Here is a 23612-nt window from a genome sequence, read left to right on the forward strand (position 1 = left end):
GCGCCCTCAGGACGGGTTAGGCCCTTATGACCGAAGCTCCCCAGGCCCAAGACCGGCCCTCAAAGCCCGTTGTCCTTATCACTGGAGCCGGGGGGAACCTGGGCGCCGCCCTGGCGAGCGGCCTCTCAGCCGGCTACCAGGTGGTCGGGCTGGACCTCAAGGGCGACAGTAAGTCCTTCCCCTTGATCGAGGCCGACCTGACGGACGAGGCTTCGATCAAAGAGGCCCTGGACCAGGTGCGCAGCCGCTTCGGAGGTCGCCTGGCCAGCGTCATCCACCTGGCCGCCTATTTCGACTTCAGCGGCGAGGAGCACCCGCTCTACGAGAAACTGAACGTCCAGGGCACACGGCTGCTCCTCCAGGCGCTCCAGGGTTTCGAGGTCGAGCAGTTCGTCTATGCCAGCACCATGCTGGTCCACGCCCCGGTCCATCCTGGCGAGGCGCTCGACGAGAGCCAGCCCCTCGATCCTCGCTGGATCTATCCCCAGTCCAAGGCGGCCGCCGAAGCCGCCGTGGCCGAGGCCCATGGGCGCATTCCCTATGTGCTGCTCCGCCTGGCGGGCGTCTATGATGAGGACAGCGCCGTCCCGACCCTGTCCCAGCAGATCGCGCGCATCTACGCCAAGGACTTCGAAAGCCACCTCTATTCGGGCGACACCGATGTCGGCCAATCGATGCTGCACAAGGACGACATGGTCGAGGCCTTCGTGCGCACGGTGGACCGTCGGGACGAGCTGCCTGCCGAGGCCGCCATCCTGGTCGGCGAGCCGGACGCCCTCTCCTACCAGCAGATCCAGGACCAGGTCGGCCAACTGATCCATGGCGAGGATTGGCTGACCGTGCGGGCGCCCAAGCCCATCGCGGCCATCGGCGCCTGGGCGCAGGAAAAGCTCGAACCGATTATCCCCGACGCCCTCGACCAGGGGGAAAAGCCGTTCATCCGCCCCTTCATGGTGCTGATGGCCGACGACCACTACGCCCTGGACATCAGCCGAGCCAGAGCCTGGCTGGGTTGGGCGCCGCGCCATCGTCTTACTGACATTTTGCCGGCCATGGTCCATGGGCTGAAGGACGACCCCAAGGCCTGGCACGAGGCCCATGGCGTGCCTGTGCCGCCCTGGATCGACGACGCCGCCGCCGAGGGCCTCGATCCCGAGGCCGTGCGTCGCACGCATGAGGACGACGTCCAGACGGCCCACGGCGCCAGCCGCTGGGCGCATCTGACCGTCATGGGTCTGGGGGCCTGGTTGATCGGGGTTTCGCCCCTGCTGGGCCTCGCCGATGATCGACTTCTGGCCAGCCAGGTGGCGTCAGGCTTCGCCCTGCTGGTGCTCGGCGGCCTGTCCCTCAGCGCCCGATTCTGGCTGGCCCGCTTCGGCGCCGCAGCTGTCGGCGGCTGGATCGTCTTCGCCCCCATGCTGTTCTGGACGCCGTCGGCGGCCGCCTTCCTCAACGGGCTGCTGGTCGGCTGTCTGGCCATGGGCCTGGCCATGGCGGTGCGGCCGGATCCTGGCGTTTCCCCCGTGGCGGAGCTGGACGGGCCGACCACGCCGCCGGGCTGGACCTACAATCCGTCAGACTGGGTTCAGAGGCTGCCGATCATCGGTCTGGCGATATTCGGCCTCCTTTTCTCCCTGTCCCTGGCCGCCTATCAGCTGGGCCACATCGACTCGGTCTGGGAGCCCTTCTTCGAAGGCGGACCCGGGCCCAAGAACGGCACCGAAGAGATCATCACCTCGGCGGTTTCCGAGGCTTGGCCGATCCCCGACGCGGCCATCGGCGCCCTGGTCTATGCCCTGGAGATCGTCACCGGGATCATCGGATCGCGGCGGCGCTGGCGCACCATGCCCTGGCTGGTCATCGCCTTTGGCCTGATGATCGTGCCCCTCGGCGTGGTCTCCATCGGCTTCATCATCATCCAGCCGATCGTGCTGGGGACCTGGTGCACCCTGTGCCTGATCGGCGCCGCGGCCATGCTGCTGCAGGTGCCCTATGCGATGGATGAGCTGATCGCCAGCCTGCAGTTCCTGGCGCGGCGCAAGCGGGCCGGCCATCCGATCCTGCGCACCCTGCTCCGCGGCGACACCGACGATGGTCCCTCAGAACCCCCGGTGGACGAACTGAGCCGGCCCTTCGGAGAGATCATCAAGGACATGGTCCAGGGGGGTGTGAGCCTGCCCTGGAACCTTGCCCTCGCGGCCCTGATCGGCGTGTGGCTGATGCTCACCCGGCTCAGCCTGGGCGCGGACGGCCCCCGGGCCGACGCCGATCACCTGATCGGCGCTCTGGTCGTGACGACGGTGGCGATCGCTGCGGCCGAGGTGACGCGGACCGCCCGTCTGGCCCTGCCGCTGCTGGGCGTCGCCCTGCTGGTGACGCCGTTCACTTTTGAGAGCTCCAATCCTCAGACGATCGCGAGCCTTGTCTGTGGCCTGGCCCTGATCGCCCTGTCGGTTCCGCGGGGGCCGATCATCGGGCGCTATGGCGGGTGGAGCCGCCGGATCGTCTAGGGCGGCGCGGGGGCGTCCTGGGCGGTGAGTTGAACGCGGTGGCGACCGGGCTTCGACGCCTCCGCCACCGGCGCCAGGGATTCGATATAGGCGACGATGTCGTCCATTTCGGCGCCGGTCATGTAGATCGGCGGCATCTCACCGTGCCCCTCGCGGGCGATCTGCGCCAGGCTGCGCTCAAGCCCGACCTCGGTGTGCCGCATACGAATGCTGGCGAAGGCCGGCGCCACAGCGTTGGGGCTGGCCTCCCGTCCCGCCACGGCGTGACAACCGGCGCAGGCGCGCAGGACGAACTGCTGGCCCCGCTCTGCGGCCGGGCTGAGGGCGGTCGGCGCAGGCCCCTCGCCTGTGGCGCAGGCGGCCAGCGCCGCCGTCAGGGTCAAAACCGTCAGGAGATGGCGCATAGGGAACGACCTTTCGCTAGCCTGATCCTAGCGGTCTCCCTTTCGGGCCGCGCCTCCGTAGTCCTACCTAGGCGCCCGACCGGAATTTTCGGCGGAGCCGTCCGGACCGATCCTCTCCCTCGCAAGACGAGAGGAGCAACCCATGACTGTCCACGACCTTTACCTGGCCCTGGTTCTGGCCACCTTCGGCGCGTTTGGCGTGACCCTGCTCGGGGTCAGCACCTGGTCCAACTTCCGCAAGCATTGATCCCGCGTCAGGCGTCGCGCGTGCTCCAGGCCACCCAGGCCGCCACCGCCACGAGACCCATGGCGAAGGCGCCCTGGACCTTGGGCGCGCGGCCAGCCTGGGCGACCCAGCCATAGGCTCGGGCTCCCAGCGCCACCAGGCCGAGGTGGACCGCCACCGACACGGCCAGGTGGAGGACGCCGAGGGCGAGGAAGGCCCCCGGCCCATTTCCCGCGCCGGCCGGGATAAAGCTTGGGATGACCGTCAGATAGAAGATCAGGGCCTTGGGGTTCAGCAGGTTGGTCAGGAACCCGCGGCGGATGTCGCGCCACCCCCCTTGGCTGGCCTGGTCCATTTCACTCGGCGCGCCGCGGCTGCGCCAGGCGTCGAAGGCCAGCCAAAGAAGATAGGCCACCCCGGCCCATCTCAGGGCCTGGTAGAGCGCCGGCTGGCTCGCGGCCAGTTGCGACAGGCCCACAGCGGCGGCGATCAGGTGCGCCGCCAGCCCCAAGGTCACCCCGACCACCGTCAGCAGACCCGCCCCCAGGCCCCGGCGCGCCGACACCAGGGCCAGGTAGCCCATGTTCGGGCCAGGCGTCAGCTCGATGAGCGTCGCCGCGAGCAGGAACTGCAGGATGAGCGCCAGCGCCATGAATAGCCTTCCTCCTCCAGGTCCCGTTCAAACGGGGTCCGCGCCACGTGCGGCTTGCCAAGGCCTGGCCGCCCTTCTACCGCATCTCCTCATGCCTTGGCTCACCCAGGACCGTCAGCACGTCAAAGCGGCCTGGCGGGCCTATGCCTGGACGGTAGGCGCGCTGGCGGCCTGCGCGGCGGTCTACCTCGTTGCGCACCCGTTGACCGAGGGCAGGACCCTCTACCTGATCTTTCTGCCCGCCGTGGTGGTCGGTGGCCTGGCCGGTGGGTTCGGCGCAGCCCTGTTGGCCACGATCGGCGGTTTGGCCATCGTCGCGGGCCTGGGCGGGGCGGCGTTGTTCTCCGACTCCGCCAACCTGCTCGACAGCGCCCTCTATCTGATCGCCGGGCTCTGTGTCGGGGCCGCCGGCCACGTCCATCAGCGCCGAACCGCCCAGGGCGGGGCGGCGATCATGCATCTGGCCGAGAGCGAGGCGCGGCTGCGTTCGATCCTGGAGACGGTGCCGGACGCCATGATCGTCATTGATCACCAGGGCGTCATGCGCGCCTTCAGCCTGGCCGCCGAGCGGCTCTTCGGCTGGCGGGCGGACGAGGCCATCGGTCGAAATGTGTCCACCCTGATGCCCAGCCCCTATCGCGACCAGCACGACGCCTATCTCGGCCGCTACATGCAGACCGGCGAACGGCGCATCATCGGCATCGGCCGGGTGGTTGTGGGGGAACGCAAGGATGGCTCGACCTTCCCCATGGAGCTGGCCGTCGGCGAGATGGAGACGGGCGGCAACCGCTTCTTCACCGGCTTCGTCCGCGACCTCACCGAACGCCAGAGCACAGAGCGGCGGGTGCAGGACCTGCAGTCGGAACTGGTGCATGTCTCCCGCCTCACGGCCCTTGGGGAGATGGCCTCGGCCCTGGCCCATGAATTGAACCAGCCCCTGTCGGCCATCGCCAACTATGTGAAGGGCTCCGAGCGCCTGCTGGAGGCGCCCGAGCCCGATCGCGCGAAGATCAAAGGGGCGCTCTCCAACGCCGCCGACCAGGCGCTGCGGGCCGGACAGATCATCCGGCGCCTGCGGGACTTCGTCTCCAAGGGCGAGGCCGACCGCCGGATCGAGAATCTGCCGCAACTGCTGGAGGAGGCCGGCGCCCTGGCGATGATCGGCGCCAAGGAGCGCGGCGTGCGGCTGCGTTTCGACCTCGACCACACCCTTGAGCTCGTTCTGGCCGACAAGGTGCAGGTCCAGCAGGTGGTCCTGAACCTGATGCGCAACGCCATCGACGCCATGGAGACCTCGCCGCGGCGCGAGCTCACCGTGTCCACCCGCCCGGCGGATGACGAGATGGTGACCGTCATTGTCAGCGATACGGGTCCCGGCATCGCCGCCGAGATGGTCGATCAGCTCTTCCAGCCTTTCGTCACCACCAAGCCGCAAGGTATGGGTGTGGGCCTTTCGATCTCGCGAACGATCGTGGAGGCGCACGGGGGGCGGATCTGGGCTGAGCCCAATCCCGGCGGTGGCACGGTTTTCCGGTTCACCCTTCGCACTGTGCGGCGTGAGGAGTTGGAGAACGATGTCTGAGTCTGTGGTGCATGTGATCGACGATGACGAGGCCATGCGTCAGTCCCTGGCCTTCCTGTTGGACACCGCCGGTCTCAGCCCCCTGACCTACGAATCGGCGCCCCAGTTCCTCGACGCGCTCGATAGCGCTCCGGCCGGCGTCATCGTCACCGACATTCGCATGCCCGAAATGACGGGCCTGGAACTCGTGCGGCGGCTGAAGGCCCGGGGCGCGGCCCATCCGGTCATCATGATCACCGGACACGGCGACGTCCCCCTGGCGGTGGAAGCCATGAAGGCGGGCGTCGTCGACTTTCTGGAAAAGCCCTTCGACGACGAGAGCCTGCTCTCGGCCATTCGCGCGGCGCAGGACATCGGCGCTGGCGAAAGCCAGGATCCCGAGCGGGAGCGGATCCGGACCATCCTCAGCAGCCTGTCGCCCCGGGAGCAGGAGGTGTTGGGCGGCGTCGTAGACGGCAAGCTGAACAAGGTGATCGCCCACGAGCTGGGCATCAGCCCGCGCACGGTGGAAGTCTATCGCGCCAATGTCATGTCCAAGACGGGCGCGCGTGGGCTGTCGGAGCTGATCCGCATGGTGCTGCTGGTCGGCCCCTGAGGCGTCCTTGCGCTGAATCAAGGCAGGCCGGGCGACGATCCTGGATGGATCAACCTCCCGCCACATTGGTTCACGTCCATCATGCCCGCCGCCAGCCGCTCCGCCCCCATGGTCATCCTGCTGGACGACGACGCGGCCCTGCGCCAGGCCCTGACCTTCTCCCTGGAGATCGAGGGCTATCAGGTCCTGTCCTGCGAGACCGGGGACCAGCTGACGGCGCAGGCCCTGCCCGATCATGACGCCTGCCTGGTCCTGGACTATCGTCTTGCGACCGGCACCGGGCTTGACGTCCTGGAGGCGCTGCGGGCGCGGGGCGTGGTCCTGCCGGCCATCCTGATCACCAGCCATCCCAAGCCGGACGTACATGCCCGCGCCGAACGCCTGGCGGCGACCCTGGTGGAGAAGCCGCTGCTCGGCGACCTCCTTCTGGCGCGAATCCACGAAATTCTGCCGCTTCAGGCGCCCTGAGCGCGTTCCGTAAAAGGTGGAAGCCGGTTCTCCGGACGAAACGCGCTCAAGTCGAAGAGTTTAGAGCCTGAGTCGACGAACAGACGGTTCCGTATCATGCTGTTAGGCGGCCGCCGCGCCGAGGCGGCGCATCTTCGCCAGCCATTGCAGCCTCTGTCCCGGATCGCGCCCCTCGGCCGGTCCGAACGCCGTCTCCCGTATCGGGCTGAAGCCGGAAATCCACAACACGCCGCGGCTGACGCACTTCAGCCCATGGGCGAAGAAGACCAGGCGGAAGATGAAGGCGGGCATGCCCATGGTGACGATCACCCGGGCCGAGCGCCCACCCAGCAGGCCCTTCAGGCCCTTGGCCGCCCCCGGCGCGGACAGGGCGACGCCATAGCGGAACACCTGCTCCAGGAACGCCTTGAAGGCCGCCGGCGGGGCGCCGAGCCAGAGGGGATAGATCAGCACCAGATGGTCGGCGTCGCGCAGGGCCTGCTGCAGTTCGGCGACCACGGCGCTGGGCTCGGCCATGAAGTCGGTCTGGGAACTGATCGGCGGTAGATCCAGCCCGCCGACCTCGACCCGCCGCACCCTATGGCCGGCGGCGGTCGCCCCTTCGGCATAGGCGCTGGCCAGGGCCGAGCAGAGGCGGTCTGGCCTGGGGTCGGGATGGCCGTTGATCAGAAGGATGCGGCGCGGCGTCTTGGCTTTGGCGGTCATGGGCGTCTCCCTGACCCTATCCTCCTGGCCGACGCCGCCTTCGACCTTGACCAGGGTCAAGGCGAACCTCCGTAAGGCTACTTAGGTGAAGTCCCCAAATTTCGTATCGAGGGTCACAGCGCGACTATGGGTCAACGGCTCAAGGAACCCCGCCATGACCCTCGCCTACGCGCCCTCTTCACCCGCCGCCACCACCGCCCTCGCTGACGTGATGGAGCGCCTGGGCCTGCGGATGAACTTCGCCAAGGATGAAGAGATCTTCTGCCAGGATGAGGAGGCCGACCTCACCTACATCGTCGTCACCGGGGCCGTGCGCACCACGCGCCTCCTGAGCGACGGGCGCCGACAGGTGGGCAGCTTCTACTATCCCGGCGACCTGGTGGGCCTCGAGACCGGCGATATCCACCGGTTCTCGGCCGAGGCGCTGAGCGACTGCGTCCTGCTTGTGGTCAAGCGCAGCGCGCTCAAGACCTTCGCCGGTGACGAGGCCGTGGACCGCGCCATCTGGGAGGCCACCCGCCGCGAGCTGGAGCGCACCCAGGAGCACCTGCTGGTGCTGGGGCGCAAGACCGCCTGCGAAAAGGTCGCCTCCTTCCTCATGGACCTGGCCGAGCGCGAGGGGGGCGAACAGATCTCCCTGCCCATGGGCCGCCAGGACATGGCCGACTATCTCGGACTGACCATCGAAACCGTCTCCCGGATGCTGACCCAGCTCCAGGGCGCCTCGGTGGTCGAGTTCGAGGGCTGCCGCCGCTTCCGCGTGAAGCGTTGGGATGCGCTGGAACGTCTCGCCGAATAGAGCCCGGTCGGCGGCCCAGCCCAGGTCGCCAACCGGTTCGTCGAGATCGGAGCTACGGACCGGACCCTTACCGCCTCGGTCCCGGCCTCCAGCTTCAGCGCCCGTCGGCGCGGCTATCCCCCTGCCCCCGTTAAGATATCGGGACCGCAGAGCCGCGCCGGCGATCTTTTTCCGCCACCGTCGCCTGGAGCCTGGCCTTTCCAGGGTGGGCTCCACTTTTCGTCTGCGCCCGACAGTCCTTGACCTGGGCCAGGGCCTGGCCGGCGGCCATTGCGTTCTCCAAGACGGCGAAGGCGCCCCGGGAGGTCCAAGTCCGGGGCGCCTTCTTCACGACCACGCGTCGGCGACTGGCGACATCAGCCGGCGGCGGCGGCGAGGCGATCAAGGCTGATGGCGTCATCCGTCAACCCAAGGGCCTCATCGCACAGGGCGAGCGGGGCCGGGCGGTGCGAGACCAGCAACAGGCCCTGCCCCGTTCGCGCCAGGCGCTGGGCCAGCCGGGCGATCACCAGGGCCTCGGTCGGCCCATCCAGGCCCTCGGTGGGCTCATCGAGAACCAGCCAGGGCGAGGGGCGCAGCAAGGCCCGGGCCAGGGACAGGCGCCGGCGCTCTCCGCCCGACAACCGCGCGCCGCCCTCGCCGATCCAGGCGTCGAGACCGCCGGCCATGGCCGAAACCCGGTCCTCCAGACCCGCATCAGCCAAGGCCAGCCACAGCTCGGCCTCGCTCGCCCTGGGCGAAGCCAGGCGCAGGTTGTCGGCAATGCTGCCCGTCAACAGCCGGGCGTCCTGCGGCGCATAGGCGAACTGACTGCGGACAAAGCTCGGCGTCAGGCGGGCCAGGGGCGTTCCGGCGATGGCGAAGCCCTCGAGGCCGGCCGTCCGCAGACCGATCAACCGCTCCAGCATCTGGGTCTTGCCGCAGCCGGAAGGGCCGACCAGGGCCGCCCGGGCGCCAGGCGCCAGCCGCACGCCGCCGGCGATGGGCAGGGTCAGGTCCCGGGCCCCGAAGGGATCGGGACTGCGCGCGGACTCAGGTGAAGGGGTCAGCACCATATTGAGGCGACGCTCGGCTTCGGCCGCCGCGCCGGCCCGTTCGAAGGCGCGCAGCAGGCCCGCGGCGCCTTCCAGGGCGACGACGGTGCTGAGCGCCGCCAGGGCGGCAAGGGGGATCGCAGCGTCCCGTGCGGCCAGCAGCACCGCAGCGACCGCCAGGCCGCTTACCACCGCCTGCAGGGCGGCCATCAGGGCTTCCCCATCGACCACCCGGCCCTGGGCCTGGCCCAGGCGCTGGTCATGGGCCATGACCGTGGCCACGGCGCGGTCTTCCAGATCGTAGCAGACGAGGTCAGGGCTGGCCGCGAGATAGGCGGCCACTGAGTCCTTCAGCTCGCCGGCCGCTCCTTGAACCTCACGCCCAGGCTCGGTGGAGACCCGTTGGGCGAGCAGCTTGCCCAGCACCAGGAGCAGACCCATGGCCGCCAGCAGGCAAAGAGCCGGGGCCGGCCCAGCCAGCAGGGTCAGGCCAAGGCCGGCGATCAGGGCCGCAGCCGCCGCCCAGGGCGCCGAGAGCCGCACGAAAAGGGTCTCGACCGCATCCACATCCTGCACCAGCCGGGCCGCGGCCTCCCCCGAAGACAGGGCGAGCGCGGCTTCCGGACGCCCCTGGGCCAGGGCGCGGTAAAGGGCGGGCCGGATCTCGGCCAGGGCGTTGAGGGCCGCGGTGTGACCTGCCAGCCGCTCGCCATAGCGGGCGCCGGTTCTCAGGATCGCCAGCAGCCGGATGCCGGCGCTGGGCAGCAGATAGTTGAAGGCCATGACGGCGGCCTTGCCCCCGGCGCCAGCGGCCGCCGCGGCCGCGATGAACCAGCCAGACAGCCCCATCAGCAGGACCGCGCAGAGCGCCAGGATCGCGGCGGCCAGGGCCGACAGCATCAGGGCGCGCCCCTGCCGTCGGCGCTGCGCGGCCACCAGGGTCTTGAGAGACGAGGTCATGGGAGGCGCACCACATGGTCGGCCATGGCCGCCACCTTTTCGGAATGGGTGGCGATCAGCACGGTGCGGCCGCGGGCCATGCTCGCCAGGACGGCGATCATCTCGGCCTCGGCCTTGGCGTCCAGATCGGCCGTGGGTTCGTCCAGGCAGAGGATAGGGGCTGGCTTCAGCCAGGCCCGCGCCAGGCCGATCCGGCGACGCTCGCCGCCCGAGAGCCCCGATCCCCGCTCGTCCAGCCTCGTCTGGAGACCCTCTGCTCGCCCGGCCATGGCCGCCCCCAGCCCGACCTTTCCGGCGATCGCCGCCACGGTCTGGGCCGAGGCGCCTGGGCGCCCCAGGGCGATGTTGTCGGCGACGCTTCCCGGCGCCAGGGTCGGCGTTTGGCCCGCCCAGGCCACCGATCGGGCGAAGGAGCCCTCCGAGGACAAGGCGCGGCCATCCACGCGCACCTCGCCAGCCGACAGGGGCGCGGCCCCCACCAGCACCGACAGCAACGAGGTCTTGCCTGAACCGCTGGCGCCCAGCAGCGCCGTGACCTGGCCCGCCGGCGCGGTGAAGCTGATGGGACCGACGGTCGCGCCGCCCGGATAGGCGAGCTGGACCGCCTCGAAGGCGATGTGAGGCGGCGCGGCGAGGCCGTCGCCCCCTGGGGCTGGAACGGCTGGCCCCTCGAGCAGCCGCGACAGCCGTTCGCCGGCCGCCTGCCCGGCCTGCTTGTCATGATAGGCGCCCGCCAGCCGGCGGAGCGGCAGATAGACTTCAGGCGCCAGGGCCAGGACAAAGAGGGCGCGGCCCAGGTCGAGCTGTTCCGGAACCGGGATCGGCAGCAGCCCCAGAAGGTTGAAGCCGGCATAGACCGCCACAAGGGCCACCGACAGCGCCGCGAAGAATTCCAGCCCGGCCGAGGACAGGAAGGCGAACCGCAGGACCGCGAGGGTTCGGCGGGCCACCCCGCGGGCGGCGCCCTCCACCTGGGCGGCCTGCGCCGCCTCGGCCTGGAAGGCGAGCACCACCGGCAGGGCCCGGACCCGGTCCACGAACAGGCCCGACAGTCGGCCCAGGGCCTCGAACTGCGCCCGGGCGGCGTCGGCGGCCATCATGCCGGCCAGCGCCATGATCAGGGCGAAGGGGATAAGCGCCCCCACCAGGATCAGGGCGCTGATCGGGCTGGCCAGGGCGATGGCGGCCAGCACCAGGACAGGACTGATCCGCGCGGCCAGCCCCAGGGGCTCGAAGCGGGCGAACCAGCCATCCAGGGCCTCGACCTCGTCAACCACGGCGGCGGCCCGTTCGCCGATCGGCGCGGCCTGGCCCGCCGGAGTTCGAAGCGCCGCGCGGAACACCTTCTCCCGCAGCCCGCCCTTCAACCGCCGGGCCCGGCGGGCGCCGGCGGCGGTGGCGGCGAAGTTGGCGAAGGCCCGTAGCATCGCGCCCATAATGAGGGCCGCGAGCCACGGCCATGGCCCGCCGAAGTCCCTGGCGACCAGGTGCGTGACGGCCCCGGCGAGCCCCAGGGCGAAAACCACCGCACCTGCGGCGTCCAGCACCCAGAACAGGCCTGGCCCCAGGCGGGACAGGCGGGAGCCGGCGGGCAGGTGCGCGGACAGGGGGAAAGGCATCGGCCCCTCATAGGCCGTAGGCCCCGGCCGCAGCCTGATCTGGATCAATGAATATGCATGAAGGCGCACATACGAAGGGCGCAGCTTCCTAGGAGTCCCCCATGGACCTCGCCGTTGTCGAGCTATCGCGCCTGCAGTTTGCACTGACGGCGATGTACCACTTCCTCTTCGTGCCCCTGACGCTGGGGCTCTCCTTCATGCTGGTCATCATGGAGAGCCTCTATGTGATGACCGGCCGCCAGATCTGGCGCACCGTCACCCGGTTCTGGGGGACCATATTCGGGATCAACTTCGTCCTGGGGGTGGCCACCGGCATCACCATGGAGTTCGAGTTCGGGACCAACTGGTCCTACTTCTCGCACTATGTGGGCGACATCTTCGGGGCGCCCCTGGCCATCGAGGGCCTGATGGCCTTCTTCCTCGAGGCCACCTTCGTCGGCCTGATGTTCTTCGGCTGGGAGAAGCTGTCGAAGCTGGCCCACCTGGGCGTCACCTTCATGGTCGCCCTGGGGTCGAACCTCTCGGCCTTGTGGATTCTGATCGCCAACGGCTGGATGCAGAACCCTGTGGGCGCGGCCTTCAATCCCCAGACCATGCGGATGGAGATCGTCGACTTCCAGGCAGTGCTGTTCAATCCCGTCGCCCAGGCCAAGTTCGTCCATACGGTCAGCGCCGGCTACGTCCTGGCCTCGGTCGTGGTGCTTGGGATTTCCGCCTACTACCTGCTGAAGGAACGCCACCGGGCCTTCGCCATCCGCTCCTTCACCGTGGCCGCGGCCTTCGGCCTGGCCGCCTCGCTCTCGGTGGTCGTGCTGGGCGATGAGTCGGGCTACGCCCTGACCGACAACCAGAAGATGAAGCTCGCGGCCTTGGAGGCCATGTGGGAGACCGAGCCGGCGCCGGCGGGCCTGACCCTGTTTGGCCTGCCCAATCTGGAAACCCGTTCCACCGGATCTGAGATCAAGATCCCCTATGTCCTGGGTCTGATCGCCACCCGCAGCTTCGACCAGGAGGTCGAGGGCATTCTCGACCTGGTGGCCGTGGCCGAGACCCGCATCGAATCCGGCGTCATCGCCTATGACGCGGTGGAACGGCTGAAGACCGATCCGGAGAACCTGGCGGCGCGGGCGCAGTACGAAGAGCACAAGAGCGACCTCGGCTACGCCATGCTGCTCCGGCGCCATGTGGACGATCCCCGGCAGGCGGATGCGGCGGACATCAGCGCCGCGGCCTGGGACACCGTCCCCAATGTGCCGCTGATGTTCTGGTCCTTCCGGATCATGGCCGGCATCGGCTTCCTGATGATCGCCTTCTTCGCCACCGCCTTCGTCCTGGCCTCCATGCGCCGCTACGAAACCCGCTGGTTCCTGCGCCTGGCGGTGCTGGTCATCCCCCTCCCCTGGATCGCCGCCGAACTGGGCTGGGTCCTGGCCGAGGTGGGCCGCCAGCCCTGGGCCATCGAGGGGGTCCTGCCCACCTTCCTGGGAACCTCCAGCCTCACCGTGCCGCAGCTCTGGACCACCATCATCGGCTTCACCGTCTTCTACGGGATCCTGGCCATCGTCGAGGTCGGCCTCATCCTCCACACCATCAAGAAGGGCCCGTACGCCAGGAGCGAGGATCAGCATCCGGCCGATGAACCGGTCGGTCCGATCCCCCTGGCCGCCGAGTAAGGATCATCCCCATGGAACTGCTCCTCGACTATCCGACGCTCCGCGTCATCTGGTGGGCCCTGATGGGGGTTCTGCTCATCGGCTTCGCCCTGACCGACGGCTTCGATCTCGGCGTGGCCGCCCTGCTGCCCTTCGTGGGGCGCACCGACGCCGAGCGGCGGCAGGTCATCAACACGATCGGCCCGACCTGGGAAGGCAACCAGGTCTGGTTCATCCTCGGCGGCGGCGCGATCTTCGCCGCCTGGCCCATGGTCTACGCCGTCAGCTTCTCCGGCTTCTACCTGGCCATGTTCCTGGTGCTCTCGGCCCTGATCCTGCGGCCCGTGGGCTTCAAGTACCGCTCCAAGCGGCCCGATCCCCGCTGGCGCGCCTTCTGGGACTGGGGCCTGTTCGTCGGCGGCTTCGTGCCGGCTCTCGTCTTTGGCGTCGCCGTCGGCAATGTCCTCCAGGGGGTGCCCTTCCGCCTCGATAGCGACCTCAGATCCTTCTACGAGGGCACGTTCCTCGGCCTCTTCACCCCCTTCACCCTGGTTTGCGGCCTCCTGTCGGTGACCATGCTGCTGACCCACGGGGCGGCCTGGCTGACCATCAAGGCCGACCACGGGACGGTGCGCGACCGGGCCAGGGTCATCGGGTCGGTCACGGCGCTCGCCTCCCTCGTCCTGTTCGCCGTGGGTTTCGCCTTCGTGCGGTTCGGCGGGCTGGGCTTCAGCCTGGACGCCGGCGCCGACATCGCCGGACCCTCCAACCCGCTGCGGAGCGGGGCCTTCGCCGCCCCCGGCGCCTGGCTTCACAACTACAGCCTCTATCCCTGGATGATCGCCGCCCCGGTGCTGGGCTTCCTGGGTTCGACCCTGGCCTTCCTGGGCATCCGCATGGGGCGCGAGCCGCTGGCGTTCGGCGGATCGTCCATGGGGGCGCTCGGCATCATCTCGACCGTCGGCCTGTCCATGTTCCCTTTCATCCTGCCCAGCAGCATCGACCCCCGGTCCAGCCTCACCGTCTGGAACGCCTCCTCCAGCCACACGACCCTGTTCATCATGCTGGTGGTGACGCTGGTCTTCCTGCCCCTCGTGCTCGCCTACACGGCCTGGGTGTTCAAGGTCCTTTGGGGCCGCGTCACCCTAGGCAGCCTGCGCACCAATCCCGACCTCTACTGACCGCTGAAGGAACCCCAAATGTGGTATTTCGCGTGGATATTGGGCGTCGGCCTGGCGGTCGCCTTCGGCATCCTGAACGGCCTCTGGCACGAGTTCAGCCTGCCTATCGATGACTTTGACGAGACCTAGGCTCTGATCCGCCAGGCCCGGTTTTTAGAGGGCCGCCACGCACCCGCGTGGCGGCCTTTCGGCTTTTGATCTGCGTCACGGCGGCCCCGCGGCCCTTGAAGATGATGGGGGCATGACCGTGCTCTACAATCCCCACGCCCCCGCCGACGCGCACCTGATCGCCAAGTACGATGGCCGCGCGCCCCGCTACACCAGCTATCCCACCGCGGTGCAGTTCACCGCAGACGTGGACGAGGCGACCTATCGCGGCTGGCTGGCCGCCCTGCCGCCGGGCGATCCCGTCTCGGTCTATATGCACATCCCGTTCTGCACACGGCTATGCTGGTACTGCGGCTGCAACACCCGGGCCGTGACCCGGCGCGAGCCGATCGGCGACTATGTCGGCCTGCTGATGCGCGAGCTCTCGATCCTGTCGCAGGCGCTGCCGGGGCGGCTGGCGGTGGGGGACATCCACCTGGGCGGCGGCTCGCCCAACATGCTGAGCGTTGACGAGCTGGACATTATCTTCACCGGGCTGCGCCAGACCTTTGCGGTCGCCCCCGACGCCGAGATCGCCGCCGAGCTGGACCCTGCCGTCCTGTCTGGGGAGTGGATCGCCGCCGCGGCCCGCCATGGGCTGTCGCGGGCCAGCTTGGGGGTCCAGAACCTGGCCCCGGAGGTGCAGAAGGCGGTCAATCGACAGGAGCGCTTCGAAGAGATCGCCGACTGCGTCGAGGCCCTGCGGGCCGCCGGCGTCGGCTCGATCAATCTCGACCTGATGTACGGCCTGCCTCACCAGACCACCCGCAATACGCTCACCACCCTGGACGCGGTGCTGACCCTGCGCCCCGAGCGGCTGGCCCTGTTCGGCTACGCCCATGTGCCCTGGATGAAGGCCCACCAGCAGCTCATCGAGGAAGCCGCCCTGCCCGGCCCCGCCGAGCGCCTGGAGCAGAGCCAGGCGGCCGCCGAGCGGCTGAAGGCCGAGGGCTATGTGCAGATCGGCCTCGACCACTTCGCCCTGCCGGACGACACATTGGCCAAGGCGGCGACCCACGGCGGCCTGCACCGCAACTTCCAGGGCTACACCACTGACCTGGCTGGCACGCTGCTGGGCCTCGGCGCTTCGGCCATCGGCACGACGCCCGGCGGCTATGTGCAGAACATCACCGCCGAGCTCGGCTGGCGACATGCCGTAGCCGACGGAAAGCTGCCCATCGCCCGCGGCGTCGCAGTCACCGAGGAAGACCGCTTCCGCGCCGACATCATCGAGCGGCTGATGTGCGACTTCGCCGTGGACCTCGCCGCCGCCTGCGAACGGCACGGGCGCGACCTCGCCGAGCTCGAGGACGCCATCGATCGACTGCACGACTTCCGGCAGGATGGCCTGGCGGCCTGGGACGGACAGGTTCTGACCGTGACGCCAAGGGGGCGGATGCTGGTGCGCTCCATCTGCGCCCTGTTCGACGCCTATCTGGCGCCGGACGCGCAACGGCACGCCAAGGCGATCTGAGGCGGCCGCCGCCGCTGACATTTCAGGTCAAATGTCCTAGGTCCTGACGCCTGGATCATTGGCGAGGAGTCGTCCCATGAGCGTCTGCGTCCTGGGCGGCGTCAATCTGGACCATGTGGCGCGGGTGGCCGTCTTGCCCCGCCCCGGCGAGACCATCGCCAGCCGGAGCCTCGCCCAGTTAACTGGGGGCAAGGGCGCCAACCAGGCCGTGGCCGCCGCCCGCCTGGGGGCTGCGGTCCGCCTGCTGGGCGCGGTGGGCCAGGACGGGGCCGGCGAGGTCATGCTCGATTTTCTGATTGGCGCCGGCGTGAAGGTGGACGGCCTGCGGCGCGAGGCCGGCGCGCCGACCGGCCAGGCCTTCATCACCGTCGATGACGCCGCCCGGAACATGATCGTCGTGGCCGCCGGCGCCAACGCCCTCTATGGCGCGGACGCGGCGAGAGCCGCTGACCTCGGCCAGGCCAGCGTGATCCTCACCCAGTTCGAAGCCACCCTGGCGGCCATCGAGACGGTCTTCACCCGTCCCGAGGCGGCCGGCGCGCTCAAGATCCTCAACACCGCCCCGGCCCTGGCCGAAGGGGCGCCCCTGATCGCCCTGGCGGACATCCTGATCCTCAACGAGACGGAGTTGGCGACCTTCGCCGGTCTGGACGCCGAACCGGCCGACCCTGACGCCGCCATCACCGCGGCGCGGTCCCTGGCCAGGCCCGGCCAGACCGTTCTGGCCACCCTGGGGGCTGCGGGCGCGGTGGCGCTGCGGGGGGACGAGGTGTTTCGGGTGGCCGGCCTGCGCCAGCGAGCCGTGGACACCACCGGCGCCGGAGACTGCTTCTGCGGGGCCCTGGCCGCCGGCCTCGACCGGGGCATGACGCTGCCCGCCGCCATGGCCTTCGCCAACGCCGCCGCCGCCCTGTCGGTCACCCGGGCCGGCGCGGCGGCCTCCATGCCCACCGCCGTTGAGGTCGAGGCGCTGCTGGCGCGCGCTTAGAGTGAGCGCGTTTCAACCGTAAAACCGGCGTCCACATTTGCGGAACGCGCTCTAGGCGCTCAGTCCGCAGCCGCCTCGCCAATGGCTGCGCGGCGGTACTCCCGGGGGGACTGACCATAGGCGCTGCGAAAGGCGCGGCTGAAATGGGCCGAGCCGTTGAACCCCCAGCGAAAGCAGATTTCCGAGATCGAGAGCTGGGCGCAGGCGGGGCTGGCCAGATCGGCCCGGCAACGCTCCAGACGCCGGCCCCGCACATAGCCCGTGAAGCTCTGCCCCTGGCCGGCGAACAGCTTCTGCAGATAGCGGGGCGAGACGCCGTCCTCGTCGGCCACCCGGCGCAGGGTGAGTTCTGGTTCGGCCAGCAGGACCTCGATGGTCTGGCGGACCCGGTGCATCTGCACCGCGCGCGCGCCCTCCGCCCCGCCGCGGGCGGCCGGGCCGCCCTCCTGGGCCAGGCAGGCCACCAGGAACTCGGTGAGCGCCAGTTCGACGGGACGAAGCTGGTCCGAGGTCAGCTCATCCAATGCCTCGGCCGTCGCCCGCAACAGGCCTGAAAAGACGTGATTAATCCCCTCGCCTGCCGCCAGGTGTCCGAGCCGCAGGGCCGAGGGCGCCAGCAGCCGATGGTCCAGGGCCACCCGCGGCGCGGTGATGAACAGCAGGCGAAACCGGCTTTCCAGGCGCAGGCCGGCCGCCTGGCCGGTTGGGCCATAGACGATGTCGCCGGCCGCCATGGGGATCGCCCGGTCCCCGTCCAGCAGGGTGGCCTCGCCTTCCAGCAGCACGGCCATCCAGATGGCGGCGGGCTGGTGGGGATTGCGGCCGGAAATCTCCTGCGGCGTGGACGCCACCACCGAAAACTCCACCCCCATGGGCGAGGTCAGGCTGGAGACCTGGGCATGGAAGGCGCCTTCGGAAGGCAGGTCGCCGACCGGCAGGCGCAGGCGTTCCATGGCCTCGCGCCAGGCGTCCCGGCGCTCCGGCTTCAGATAGGCGTCGGTGGTGAACTGCCAGGCCTTCAAAGGCGTGCCTCTTGTCAGGCGGGGTCCTTCACCGAACCCTTGGCCGGGAAGATGCCCCGGGGGATGCGCACATGGATGCCCTGGGTGCCGTCCACCACCTGGGTGATGGAGAAGTCGGCGGCCACGCTCATCAGGGAATAGGCGTCGTTGCGCGACAGGCCCTGGTGTTCGGTGAGCAGGCCCAGCATGTCGAGGGAGGCGTTCTTCATCGCCCGGTTCAGATCGGGGTCGAACCCATGGACAATCCACCAGTTCGGCGTCTCCAGGAGCGGCGACGGGAAGGTGAAGTCCTTGCGCAGGACGATCTGCATCAGGACGTTCAGCGAGGCCTCGATGGCCGTGCCGCTGATCTCGCCATCGCCCTGGCTGACATGGGGATCGCCGATGGAGAACAGGGCGCCGTCCACCTGCACCGGATAGTACATGGTCGCGCCCGCGCCGATGCGCCAGTTGTCGATATTGCCCCCGTGCAGGCCCGGCGGAATGGTGCTGACCCGGCCGTTCACGTTCGGCGCGACGCCGGCCGTGCCCAGATGGGGCCGCACCGGCACCCGCACGCCGGGCAGCGCGCCCTGGCGATCGCAGACCGGGCAATTGGTGATGGTCCCTGGCGTCAGATACTTGCCCGGAAAGTCGTAGGCATAGAGCGCGCTGGCGGTCTGGGCGTTGGCGTCCAGCTCATAGATGGTCACCCGCTCCTTCTGGTCGAACTCATCATAGAGGTGGCCCCAGTTGGCCGCGAGGTTGGAGCCGTAGTTGCAGCGCGGAACCATGCGCAGATAGCGCACCTCCAGCATGTCGCCAGGCTCGGCGCCCTCCACATGGATGGGGCCGGTCATGATGTGGACGCCGGGATTGCGGTCGGCCTCGGGGATCTCGCGGAAGATGGCGGTGACCGCCTCGTCCATCATCAGCTCGGGATCATCGCCCGCATGGTGGGTGATGGCTTCGGCCTGAACGAGGTCGCCGCTCTTGATCGTCAGGGCCGGGCCGCGGGCCGGATCGAAATAGCCCCAGTGCACGGTCTTGGACGTGGCGTTCAGGGTGTGCAGGGCGCCCGGCAGGGTGTCGGCCCTGGTCTCGGTCGGCTCGCAGATGAAGGCCATGGGGCGTCCTTAGGGTGTCGTGGGATCAGGCGGCCTGGGCGGCCGGGCGGCTGTCGAGCATCACCGTGGTCATGCTGAGCGAGCCGTGCTCGATGTGGTCGGGGCCGAAGACGGCGCGATCGCCGGGCAGCCGGGCGCCCAGGGCATAGAGGAGCGGCCAGTAGTGGTCGGGCGTCGGCACCGAACGGCTGGCCGCCTCGCCGAACGCCTCATAGGCCACCGCGGCCTGCGGCTCGTCCTTGGCGATGGCGGTCTTGATATGATCGTTGAAGGCCGCGGCCCAGTCGAAGGCCGGGCGGTGGCGGGCGCCCCAGTCCATGGCCGGCAGGTTGTGGACGATGTTGCCGGTAGCGACGATCAGCACGCCCTCGTCCCGCAAGGGGGCGAGCTTGCGGCCCATCTCATAGTGCCAGGCCGGCGGCTTGCTGGCGTCCATCGACAGCTGAACCACCGGCACATCGGCCTTGGGATAGGCCTTGCACAGCACCGACCATGTCCCGTGATCCAGGCCCCAGCCCTCGTCCTGGACCACCGGCAGCGGCGCCAGCAGCTCGGCCACCCGCCGCGCCAGGGCCGGATCGCCCGGCGCCGGGTACTGGACGTTGAACAGGGCCTGGGGAAATGAGGCGCCGAAGTCGTGGATGGTCCGCGGCTGGGTCATGGCGGTGACGGCGACCCCGCGGGTCAGCCAGTGGGCCGAGACGCAGAGGATGGCCTCGGGCTTGCCGATCGACGCCCCGATGGCGTTCCAGGCGGCTGTGGTGTCATTGGTCTCGATGGCGATCATCGGGCTGCCGTGGCCGAAGAAGACCACCGGCAGGCGTTCGGCCGGCGCGCTCATGCCGGGACCCCGACGGGCGCCGCGGCCGGCGCGCCTGCGTCGGCGGACATCGCCTTCCAGGTCTGCTGATAGCGCGGCGTGAGCCAGCGGTTGAAGGCGATCTGGGCGCCCTCCTGCCAGGAATAGCGGCCGCGGATGGCGAAGCGCGAGCGCAGGCCCGCCTGCACCAGGCCGTCCACATGCAGGTCCTGGGAGATGATGGCGCCGGCCGCGGCCATGTTCATGGCCAGCTTGTGCTCGAAGGCCGGGTCTTCCATGGCGCCAGGGGCGAACAGGAGACCGGTGTCCATCTCGTGGGTCTCGGCCCCGTCGGCCCGGACGATCAGATAGATCACCATGTCGCTGGTCACCACCAGCGACAGGGTCGGCGGGATGTTGGCGAAGGTCATCCGGTTGCGGTCCACATCCGTCAGCTTGGGGAAGACCGGCAGCAGGGCCTTCTGCGTCACGTTGAAGCTGGCGTCAGGGTGCAGGGTGCCGTTGAAGCGCAGATAGCCGGCCGCCCCCTCAGGCGGATCAGGGAAGACCGACTGGGCGCTGGGGACGAAGTCGTGCAGCGGTCCCTGGTGCAGGCGGCTGGCGTGGTAGCCGTCATTGTTGTTCTCGAACATCACCTTCCAGTTCCAGGGGAACTTGGCGGGCGGGTCGGGACGCGGCCCCTCGGCATTGGCCAGGTCGTAGCCGGCGAGTGCGGCCTCGATCTCGGTCAGGCGCGGCGCGAGCGGGGCGGCGTCGAGGTCGAAATTGATGAAGACAAAGCCCAGCCACACCTCGACCTTGAACCTGGGCAGGGCGATCGTCGTCTTGTCGAAGCCACAGGTCTGCTCCATGGCCGGGGCGTTCACCAGCTTGCCATCCAGGGCGTAGGTCCAGTGGTGGTAGGGGCAGACGAAGCCGCGGGTGTTGCCGTGGCCCTCCGCCACCAGCATGGCCCGGTGCTGGCAGACCGAGCTCATGGCCACCAGCTCGTCCTGGCGGGTGCGGGCCACCACCACCGGCTCGCCGATGATCGAGGTGGTGAAGTAGTCGCCGGCCTCTTTCACCCACGACTCCCGGCCCACGCAGAGCCATTCGTGGTTGAACACCGCCTCCTTCTCGAACTCATAGAAGCTGGCGTCCACATAGCAGGCCGGCGGCAGGGTCTCGGCGGTCGCAAACCCCTCCATGGAGGTGGCCAGCCCATCGAAGAAGGCGTCGTTCAAGAGGTGCGCGCGCATGCTTTGGACCCTCGGCTTCCGGTTCGGTCGAGGCCTTGACGGTAGGCGCCACGGTGGGGCCGGTCTTGCACCAGCGCGCACGACAACTTGGCCAGCCAGCGGCCAAAGGCCCCGATCGCCCCTTTTGCAGGCGGCGGTGATCAGGCTCTGGTCAAAGGCGCCGGCGCCTGCGGAGGGCGGGGCAATCAAATGTGCGCGGACGGACAAGACCTGCGGGCCGCCCTCCGGCTAAGGTCGTCGCAGACCTGCCGGAGCCGTGAAGCCGATGACCACCGCCGTCCAAATCAAGACCCGAGAGCTGAAGCCCGGCTTCGGCGCCGAGATCCTCGACGTGGACCTCGCCCGCGCCGACGCTGACACCCTGGCCGGCGTGGTCGACACCTTCCACCGGCACGGCGCCATCCTGCTGCGCGGCCAGGGCATGACCCCTGCGCAGCTGGTGGACTTCGTGGCCCTGTTCGGCGAGCCCGAGGACCACACCCAGAAACAGTTCACCCTGCCTGGCCACCCCAAGGTGTTCGTGCTGTCCAACCGCGAGGTGGATGGAAAGCCGATCGGCGCGCACAATGACGGCGTCGGCTGGCACACCGACTATTCCTACAAGGCCCAGCCGGTCATGTGCACGATGCTCTATGCGGTCGAGGTGCCGGACGAGGGCTCCGACACCCTGCTGGCCGACGGCTGCGCGGCCTGGAACGCCCTGTCGCCCGAGCGCCAGAAGGAGCTGGACGGCCTTCGCCTGCATCACTCCTATCAGCACTTCATGGCCACCCGGGAGTTCGGCGGCCGCCAGGAGTTGTCGGACGAGCTCAAGCGGGACAATCCCGACGTGGAGCATCCCCTGATCCGCACCCACCCGGCTGACGGCCGCAAGGCGCTGTGGCCCTCGACGGGCACGGTGACCGAGGTGGTGGGGATGGAGAATCCCAAGGGTCTGGAACTGGTGGACGAGCTGGTGGAATTCATGACCAGCGAGCCCTTCGTCTTCCGCCACAAGTGGCAGGTGGGCGACATCCTCATGTGGGACAACCGCTGCACCCTGCACACCGGCACCCTCTACGACGACACCAAGTATTTCCGGACCATGCACCGCCTGTGGGCCAAGGGCGACGCCCCCTACTGACATGACGCGCACCTGGTTCATCACCGGCGTCAGCGGTGGCCTTGGCCGCGCGCTGGCGCTTGCCGCCCTGGAGGCCGGCGACATCGTGGCCGGCACGGTGCGCAAGGCGCCGGACCGCGACGCCTTCGCAAGCCTGGGGCCGAACGCCCATGGCTTTGTCGCCGATGTCACCGATGAGGCCGCCGTGGCTGCGGCCGTCACGGCTGCCGAGGCGCTGTCCGGCGGGATCGACATCCTGGTCAACAATGCCGGCTATGGTCTGACTGGCGCCGTGGAGGAGACCAGCCTGGATGAGGCCCGCGCCCAGTTCGAGGCCAATGTCTTCGGCCCCCTGGCTGTCCTGCGCGCCGCCCTGCCCGGCCTGCGCGCCCGGCGCGCCGGCCATGTGATCAACATCACCTCGGTCAGCGGCCTGGCCGCCTGGTCGGGCACAGGGATCTACTGCGCCAGCAAGTTCGCCCTGGAAGGCCTGGGCGAGGCCCTGGCCCAGGAGGTGGCGCCGCTGGGGATCAAGGTCACCAATGTGGCGCCCGGCGGCATGCGCACCGACTATGCCGGCCGCTCGCTGACCCGCGCCAGCGACGTCATCGACGACTATGCCGACACCGCCCACATGGCGCCCAAGCTGCTGGCGCAATACGCCGGCCAGGAAAGCGGCGACCCGGCCAGGGCCGCGGCCGCCATCCTGAAGATCGCCGGCGCTGAGAACGCGCCCCTGCACCTGCTGCTGGGCGAAGACGCCCTGCACTACGCCATGCGCAAGATGGGCCAGATGACCACCGAGATCGGCGACTGGGCCGGCCTCTCGACCAGCATCGGCTTCCCCAAGACCTGACGGGCGCCCCTTGACCGTCAGCCCCTCCCCGCCGCGGCCGCCGCTGGCTGCGGCGGGGGGTTCGAACCCCCTCAGCCTTCGGCCGCCACATCGAGCACCCAGCCCTGGACCGTGGTCAGCGGCGCAAAGCCGAGCCTTTCCAGGATCGGCCGGCTCGTCTCCAGGGCCTCGGTAATCACATACCCATAGCCGCGGGCGGCCGCCTCCCGCGCCCGGCTCTGGACCAGGGCGCGATAGAGGCCGCGGCCGCGAAAGGCCGGCGCCACCCCGCCGGTATAGAGTCCAGCGAAGCTGCGGCCCGCAGGCATCTCAAGCCGGCCCGCCGCCACAGGCGCGCCCTCGACATAGGCCACATGCGCTGAGGCCACCCCGGCCCCGATGTCGGCCAGAAGCTGCGCCGCATCATGGCGAAACGGGTGGCCGAAGGCCGCTTCGACGGCGCGCAGGAAATCGTCGATGTCCCCGGCCGTCG

General features: G+C 69.3%; 22 protein-coding genes. 12 read left to right on the forward strand and 10 right to left on the reverse strand.

All coding sequences use genetic code 11. The annotated features are described in order from the left end of the window. Window positions 1–26 precede the first annotated feature (26 nt). Window positions 27–2510, forward strand: a complete 2484-nt coding sequence (locus Q7S93_RS17495) for an NAD-dependent epimerase/dehydratase family protein (RefSeq protein ID WP_304715859.1) — start codon at window positions 27–29, stop codon at window positions 2508–2510. Here the strand turns inward: Q7S93_RS17495 and Q7S93_RS17500 are convergent. Both Q7S93_RS17500 and Q7S93_RS17505 read right to left on the reverse strand, forming a co-directional pair. Then, on the reverse strand, window positions 2507–2914 hold the full coding sequence (locus tag Q7S93_RS17500; RefSeq protein ID WP_304715860.1) for a c-type cytochrome: 408 nt from the start codon (window positions 2912–2914) through the stop codon (window positions 2507–2509). The two genes, Q7S93_RS17495 and Q7S93_RS17500, sit on opposite strands and share 4 nt — an antisense overlap. Before the next feature lie 254 nt (window positions 2915–3168). Continuing rightward, window positions 3169–3792, reverse strand: coding sequence for a LysE family translocator (locus tag Q7S93_RS17505; RefSeq protein WP_304715861.1), 624 nt, complete (start codon window positions 3790–3792; stop codon window positions 3169–3171). 91 nt (window positions 3793–3883) lie between these two features. Here Q7S93_RS17505 and Q7S93_RS17510 point away from each other — a divergent pair, with 91 nt between their 5' ends. The 3 genes from Q7S93_RS17510 (at window position 3884) to Q7S93_RS17520 (ending at window position 6437) form a co-directional block, all read left to right on the forward strand. Beyond that, window positions 3884–5374, forward strand: coding sequence for a sensor histidine kinase (locus tag Q7S93_RS17510; RefSeq protein ID WP_304715862.1), 1491 nt, complete (start codon window positions 3884–3886; stop codon window positions 5372–5374). Next, the gene (fixJ, locus tag Q7S93_RS17515) at window positions 5367–5969 is read left to right on the forward strand and encodes a response regulator FixJ (RefSeq protein WP_304715863.1); all 603 of its coding nucleotides are present in this window, start codon (window positions 5367–5369) and stop codon (window positions 5967–5969) included. The genes Q7S93_RS17510 and fixJ overlap by 8 nt, the downstream gene beginning before the upstream one ends. 81 nt (window positions 5970–6050) lie before the next feature. After that, window positions 6051–6437, forward strand: a complete 387-nt coding sequence (locus Q7S93_RS17520; protein ID WP_304715865.1) for a response regulator transcription factor — start codon at window positions 6051–6053, stop codon at window positions 6435–6437. A 102-nt stretch (window positions 6438–6539) separates the two neighbouring features. Here Q7S93_RS17520 and Q7S93_RS17525 read toward each other — a convergent pair whose 3' ends face one another. After that, window positions 6540–7142, reverse strand: coding sequence for an NAD(P)H-dependent oxidoreductase (locus Q7S93_RS17525; protein WP_304715867.1), 603 nt, complete (start codon window positions 7140–7142; stop codon window positions 6540–6542). Between the two features lie 154 nt (window positions 7143–7296). Here Q7S93_RS17525 and Q7S93_RS17530 point away from each other — a divergent pair, with 154 nt between their 5' ends. Then, window positions 7297–7941 carry a helix-turn-helix domain-containing protein gene (locus tag Q7S93_RS17530; RefSeq protein WP_304715868.1) on the forward strand — a complete coding sequence of 215 codons (645 nt, stop codon included), beginning with the start codon at window positions 7297–7299 and terminating at the stop codon, window positions 7939–7941. A gap of 356 nt (window positions 7942–8297) precedes the next feature. Here Q7S93_RS17530 and Q7S93_RS17535 read toward each other — a convergent pair whose 3' ends face one another. Both Q7S93_RS17535 and cydD read right to left on the reverse strand, forming a co-directional pair. Further along, complete coding sequence (locus Q7S93_RS17535) at window positions 8298–9935, reverse strand: amino acid ABC transporter ATP-binding/permease protein (protein ID WP_304715870.1); 1638 nt, start codon at window positions 9933–9935, stop codon at window positions 8298–8300. Further along, complete coding sequence (gene cydD / locus Q7S93_RS17540) at window positions 9932–11554, reverse strand: thiol reductant ABC exporter subunit CydD (protein ID WP_304715874.1); 1623 nt, start codon at window positions 11552–11554, stop codon at window positions 9932–9934. Before cydD ends, Q7S93_RS17535 begins: the two co-directional genes overlap by 4 nt. Before the next feature lie 101 nt (window positions 11555–11655). Here cydD and Q7S93_RS17545 point away from each other — a divergent pair, with 101 nt between their 5' ends. From Q7S93_RS17545 to Q7S93_RS17565, 5 genes are all read left to right on the forward strand, one after another. Beyond that, window positions 11656–13227, forward strand: a complete 1572-nt coding sequence (locus Q7S93_RS17545; RefSeq protein WP_304715877.1) for a cytochrome ubiquinol oxidase subunit I — start codon at window positions 11656–11658, stop codon at window positions 13225–13227. Between the two features lie 11 nt (window positions 13228–13238). Further along, window positions 13239–14387, forward strand: coding sequence for a cytochrome d ubiquinol oxidase subunit II (gene cydB, locus Q7S93_RS17550; protein WP_304715879.1), 1149 nt, complete (start codon window positions 13239–13241; stop codon window positions 14385–14387). 18 nt (window positions 14388–14405) lie between these two features. Then, window positions 14406–14516, forward strand: coding sequence for a cytochrome bd-I oxidase subunit CydX (cydX, locus tag Q7S93_RS17555; protein ID WP_304715880.1), 111 nt, complete (start codon window positions 14406–14408; stop codon window positions 14514–14516). Window positions 14517–14628: 112 nt separating this feature from the next. Next, the gene (gene hemN / locus Q7S93_RS17560; protein ID WP_304715881.1) at window positions 14629–16008 is read left to right on the forward strand and encodes an oxygen-independent coproporphyrinogen III oxidase; all 1380 of its coding nucleotides are present in this window, start codon (window positions 14629–14631) and stop codon (window positions 16006–16008) included. Between the two features lie 76 nt (window positions 16009–16084). Next, a complete protein-coding gene (locus Q7S93_RS17565; protein ID WP_304715883.1) occupies window positions 16085–16996 on the forward strand; it encodes a ribokinase in 912 nt (303 codons plus the stop codon). 59 nt (window positions 16997–17055) lie between these two features. On the opposite strand, the gene Q7S93_RS17570 is transcribed toward Q7S93_RS17565, so the two are convergent. Genes Q7S93_RS17570 through Q7S93_RS17585 form a run of 4 tightly spaced genes read right to left on the reverse strand, consistent with a single transcriptional unit; the run spans window position 17056 to window position 21182 of the window. Further along, the gene (locus Q7S93_RS17570) at window positions 17056–18018 is read right to left on the reverse strand and encodes a helix-turn-helix domain-containing protein (RefSeq protein WP_304715884.1); all 963 of its coding nucleotides are present in this window, start codon (window positions 18016–18018) and stop codon (window positions 17056–17058) included. Window positions 18019–18032: 14 nt separating this feature from the next. Continuing rightward, on the reverse strand, window positions 18033–19124 hold the full coding sequence (locus tag Q7S93_RS17575) for an acetamidase/formamidase family protein (protein WP_304715885.1): 1092 nt from the start codon (window positions 19122–19124) through the stop codon (window positions 18033–18035). A 25-nt stretch (window positions 19125–19149) separates the two neighbouring features. Continuing rightward, complete coding sequence (gene ygiD, locus Q7S93_RS17580; RefSeq protein WP_304715886.1) at window positions 19150–19965, reverse strand: 4,5-DOPA dioxygenase extradiol; 816 nt, start codon at window positions 19963–19965, stop codon at window positions 19150–19152. Next, complete coding sequence (locus Q7S93_RS17585) at window positions 19962–21182, reverse strand: aromatic ring-hydroxylating oxygenase subunit alpha (RefSeq protein WP_304715887.1); 1221 nt, start codon at window positions 21180–21182, stop codon at window positions 19962–19964. The genes ygiD and Q7S93_RS17585 overlap by 4 nt, the downstream gene beginning before the upstream one ends. Before the next feature lie 265 nt (window positions 21183–21447). Here Q7S93_RS17585 and Q7S93_RS17590 point away from each other — a divergent pair, with 265 nt between their 5' ends. Both Q7S93_RS17590 and Q7S93_RS17595 read left to right on the forward strand, forming a co-directional pair. Beyond that, window positions 21448–22305 carry a TauD/TfdA dioxygenase family protein gene (locus tag Q7S93_RS17590; RefSeq protein WP_304715888.1) on the forward strand — a complete coding sequence of 286 codons (858 nt, stop codon included), beginning with the start codon at window positions 21448–21450 and terminating at the stop codon, window positions 22303–22305. A gap of 1 nt (window position 22306) precedes the next feature. Beyond that, window positions 22307–23140: an oxidoreductase gene (locus Q7S93_RS17595; protein ID WP_304715889.1), complete on the forward strand. Its 834-nt coding sequence runs from the start codon at window positions 22307–22309 to the stop codon at window positions 23138–23140. A 71-nt stretch (window positions 23141–23211) separates the two neighbouring features. Here Q7S93_RS17595 and Q7S93_RS17600 read toward each other — a convergent pair. Beyond that, a partial coding sequence (locus Q7S93_RS17600) for a GNAT family N-acetyltransferase (RefSeq protein ID WP_304715893.1) occupies window positions 23212–23612 on the reverse strand: 401 nt, incomplete at its 5' end.

The organism is Phenylobacterium sp. (genome assembly GCF_030646615.1).
Taxonomy (GTDB): Bacteria; Pseudomonadota; Alphaproteobacteria; order Caulobacterales; family Caulobacteraceae; genus Phenylobacterium.

What these genes read in the sequence shown, in the direction of transcription:
- Q7S93_RS17495 (WP_304715859.1), top strand. Translation starts at nt 27, where the DNA reads ATGACCGAAGCTCCCCAGGCCCAAGACCGGCCCTCAAAGCCCGTTGTC.
- Q7S93_RS17500 (WP_304715860.1), bottom strand. Translation starts at nt 2,914, where the DNA reads ATGCGCCATCTCCTGACGGTTTTGACCCTGACGGCGGCGCTGGCCGCC.
- Q7S93_RS17505 (WP_304715861.1), bottom strand. Translation starts at nt 3,792, where the DNA reads ATGGCGCTGGCGCTCATCCTGCAGTTCCTGCTCGCGGCGACGCTCATC.
- Q7S93_RS17510 (WP_304715862.1), top strand. Translation starts at nt 3,884, where the DNA reads ATGCCTTGGCTCACCCAGGACCGTCAGCACGTCAAAGCGGCCTGGCGG.
- fixJ (WP_304715863.1), top strand. Translation starts at nt 5,367, where the DNA reads ATGTCTGAGTCTGTGGTGCATGTGATCGACGATGACGAGGCCATGCGT.
- Q7S93_RS17520 (WP_304715865.1), top strand. Translation starts at nt 6,051, where the DNA reads ATGCCCGCCGCCAGCCGCTCCGCCCCCATGGTCATCCTGCTGGACGAC.
- Q7S93_RS17525 (WP_304715867.1), bottom strand. Translation starts at nt 7,142, where the DNA reads ATGACCGCCAAAGCCAAGACGCCGCGCCGCATCCTTCTGATCAACGGC.
- Q7S93_RS17530 (WP_304715868.1), top strand. Translation starts at nt 7,297, where the DNA reads ATGACCCTCGCCTACGCGCCCTCTTCACCCGCCGCCACCACCGCCCTC.
- Q7S93_RS17535 (WP_304715870.1), bottom strand. Translation starts at nt 9,935, where the DNA reads ATGACCTCGTCTCTCAAGACCCTGGTGGCCGCGCAGCGCCGACGGCAG.
- cydD (WP_304715874.1), bottom strand. Translation starts at nt 11,554, where the DNA reads ATGCCTTTCCCCCTGTCCGCGCACCTGCCCGCCGGCTCCCGCCTGTCC.
- Q7S93_RS17545 (WP_304715877.1), top strand. Translation starts at nt 11,656, where the DNA reads ATGGACCTCGCCGTTGTCGAGCTATCGCGCCTGCAGTTTGCACTGACG.
- cydB (WP_304715879.1), top strand. Translation starts at nt 13,239, where the DNA reads ATGGAACTGCTCCTCGACTATCCGACGCTCCGCGTCATCTGGTGGGCC.
- cydX (WP_304715880.1), top strand. Translation starts at nt 14,406, where the DNA reads ATGTGGTATTTCGCGTGGATATTGGGCGTCGGCCTGGCGGTCGCCTTC.
- hemN (WP_304715881.1), top strand. Translation starts at nt 14,629, where the DNA reads ATGACCGTGCTCTACAATCCCCACGCCCCCGCCGACGCGCACCTGATC.
- Q7S93_RS17565 (WP_304715883.1), top strand. Translation starts at nt 16,085, where the DNA reads ATGAGCGTCTGCGTCCTGGGCGGCGTCAATCTGGACCATGTGGCGCGG.
- Q7S93_RS17575 (WP_304715885.1), bottom strand. Translation starts at nt 19,124, where the DNA reads ATGGCCTTCATCTGCGAGCCGACCGAGACCAGGGCCGACACCCTGCCG.
- ygiD (WP_304715886.1), bottom strand. Translation starts at nt 19,965, where the DNA reads ATGAGCGCGCCGGCCGAACGCCTGCCGGTGGTCTTCTTCGGCCACGGC.
- Q7S93_RS17585 (WP_304715887.1), bottom strand. Translation starts at nt 21,182, where the DNA reads ATGCGCGCGCACCTCTTGAACGACGCCTTCTTCGATGGGCTGGCCACC.
- Q7S93_RS17590 (WP_304715888.1), top strand. Translation starts at nt 21,448, where the DNA reads ATGACCACCGCCGTCCAAATCAAGACCCGAGAGCTGAAGCCCGGCTTC.
- Q7S93_RS17595 (WP_304715889.1), top strand. Translation starts at nt 22,307, where the DNA reads ATGACGCGCACCTGGTTCATCACCGGCGTCAGCGGTGGCCTTGGCCGC.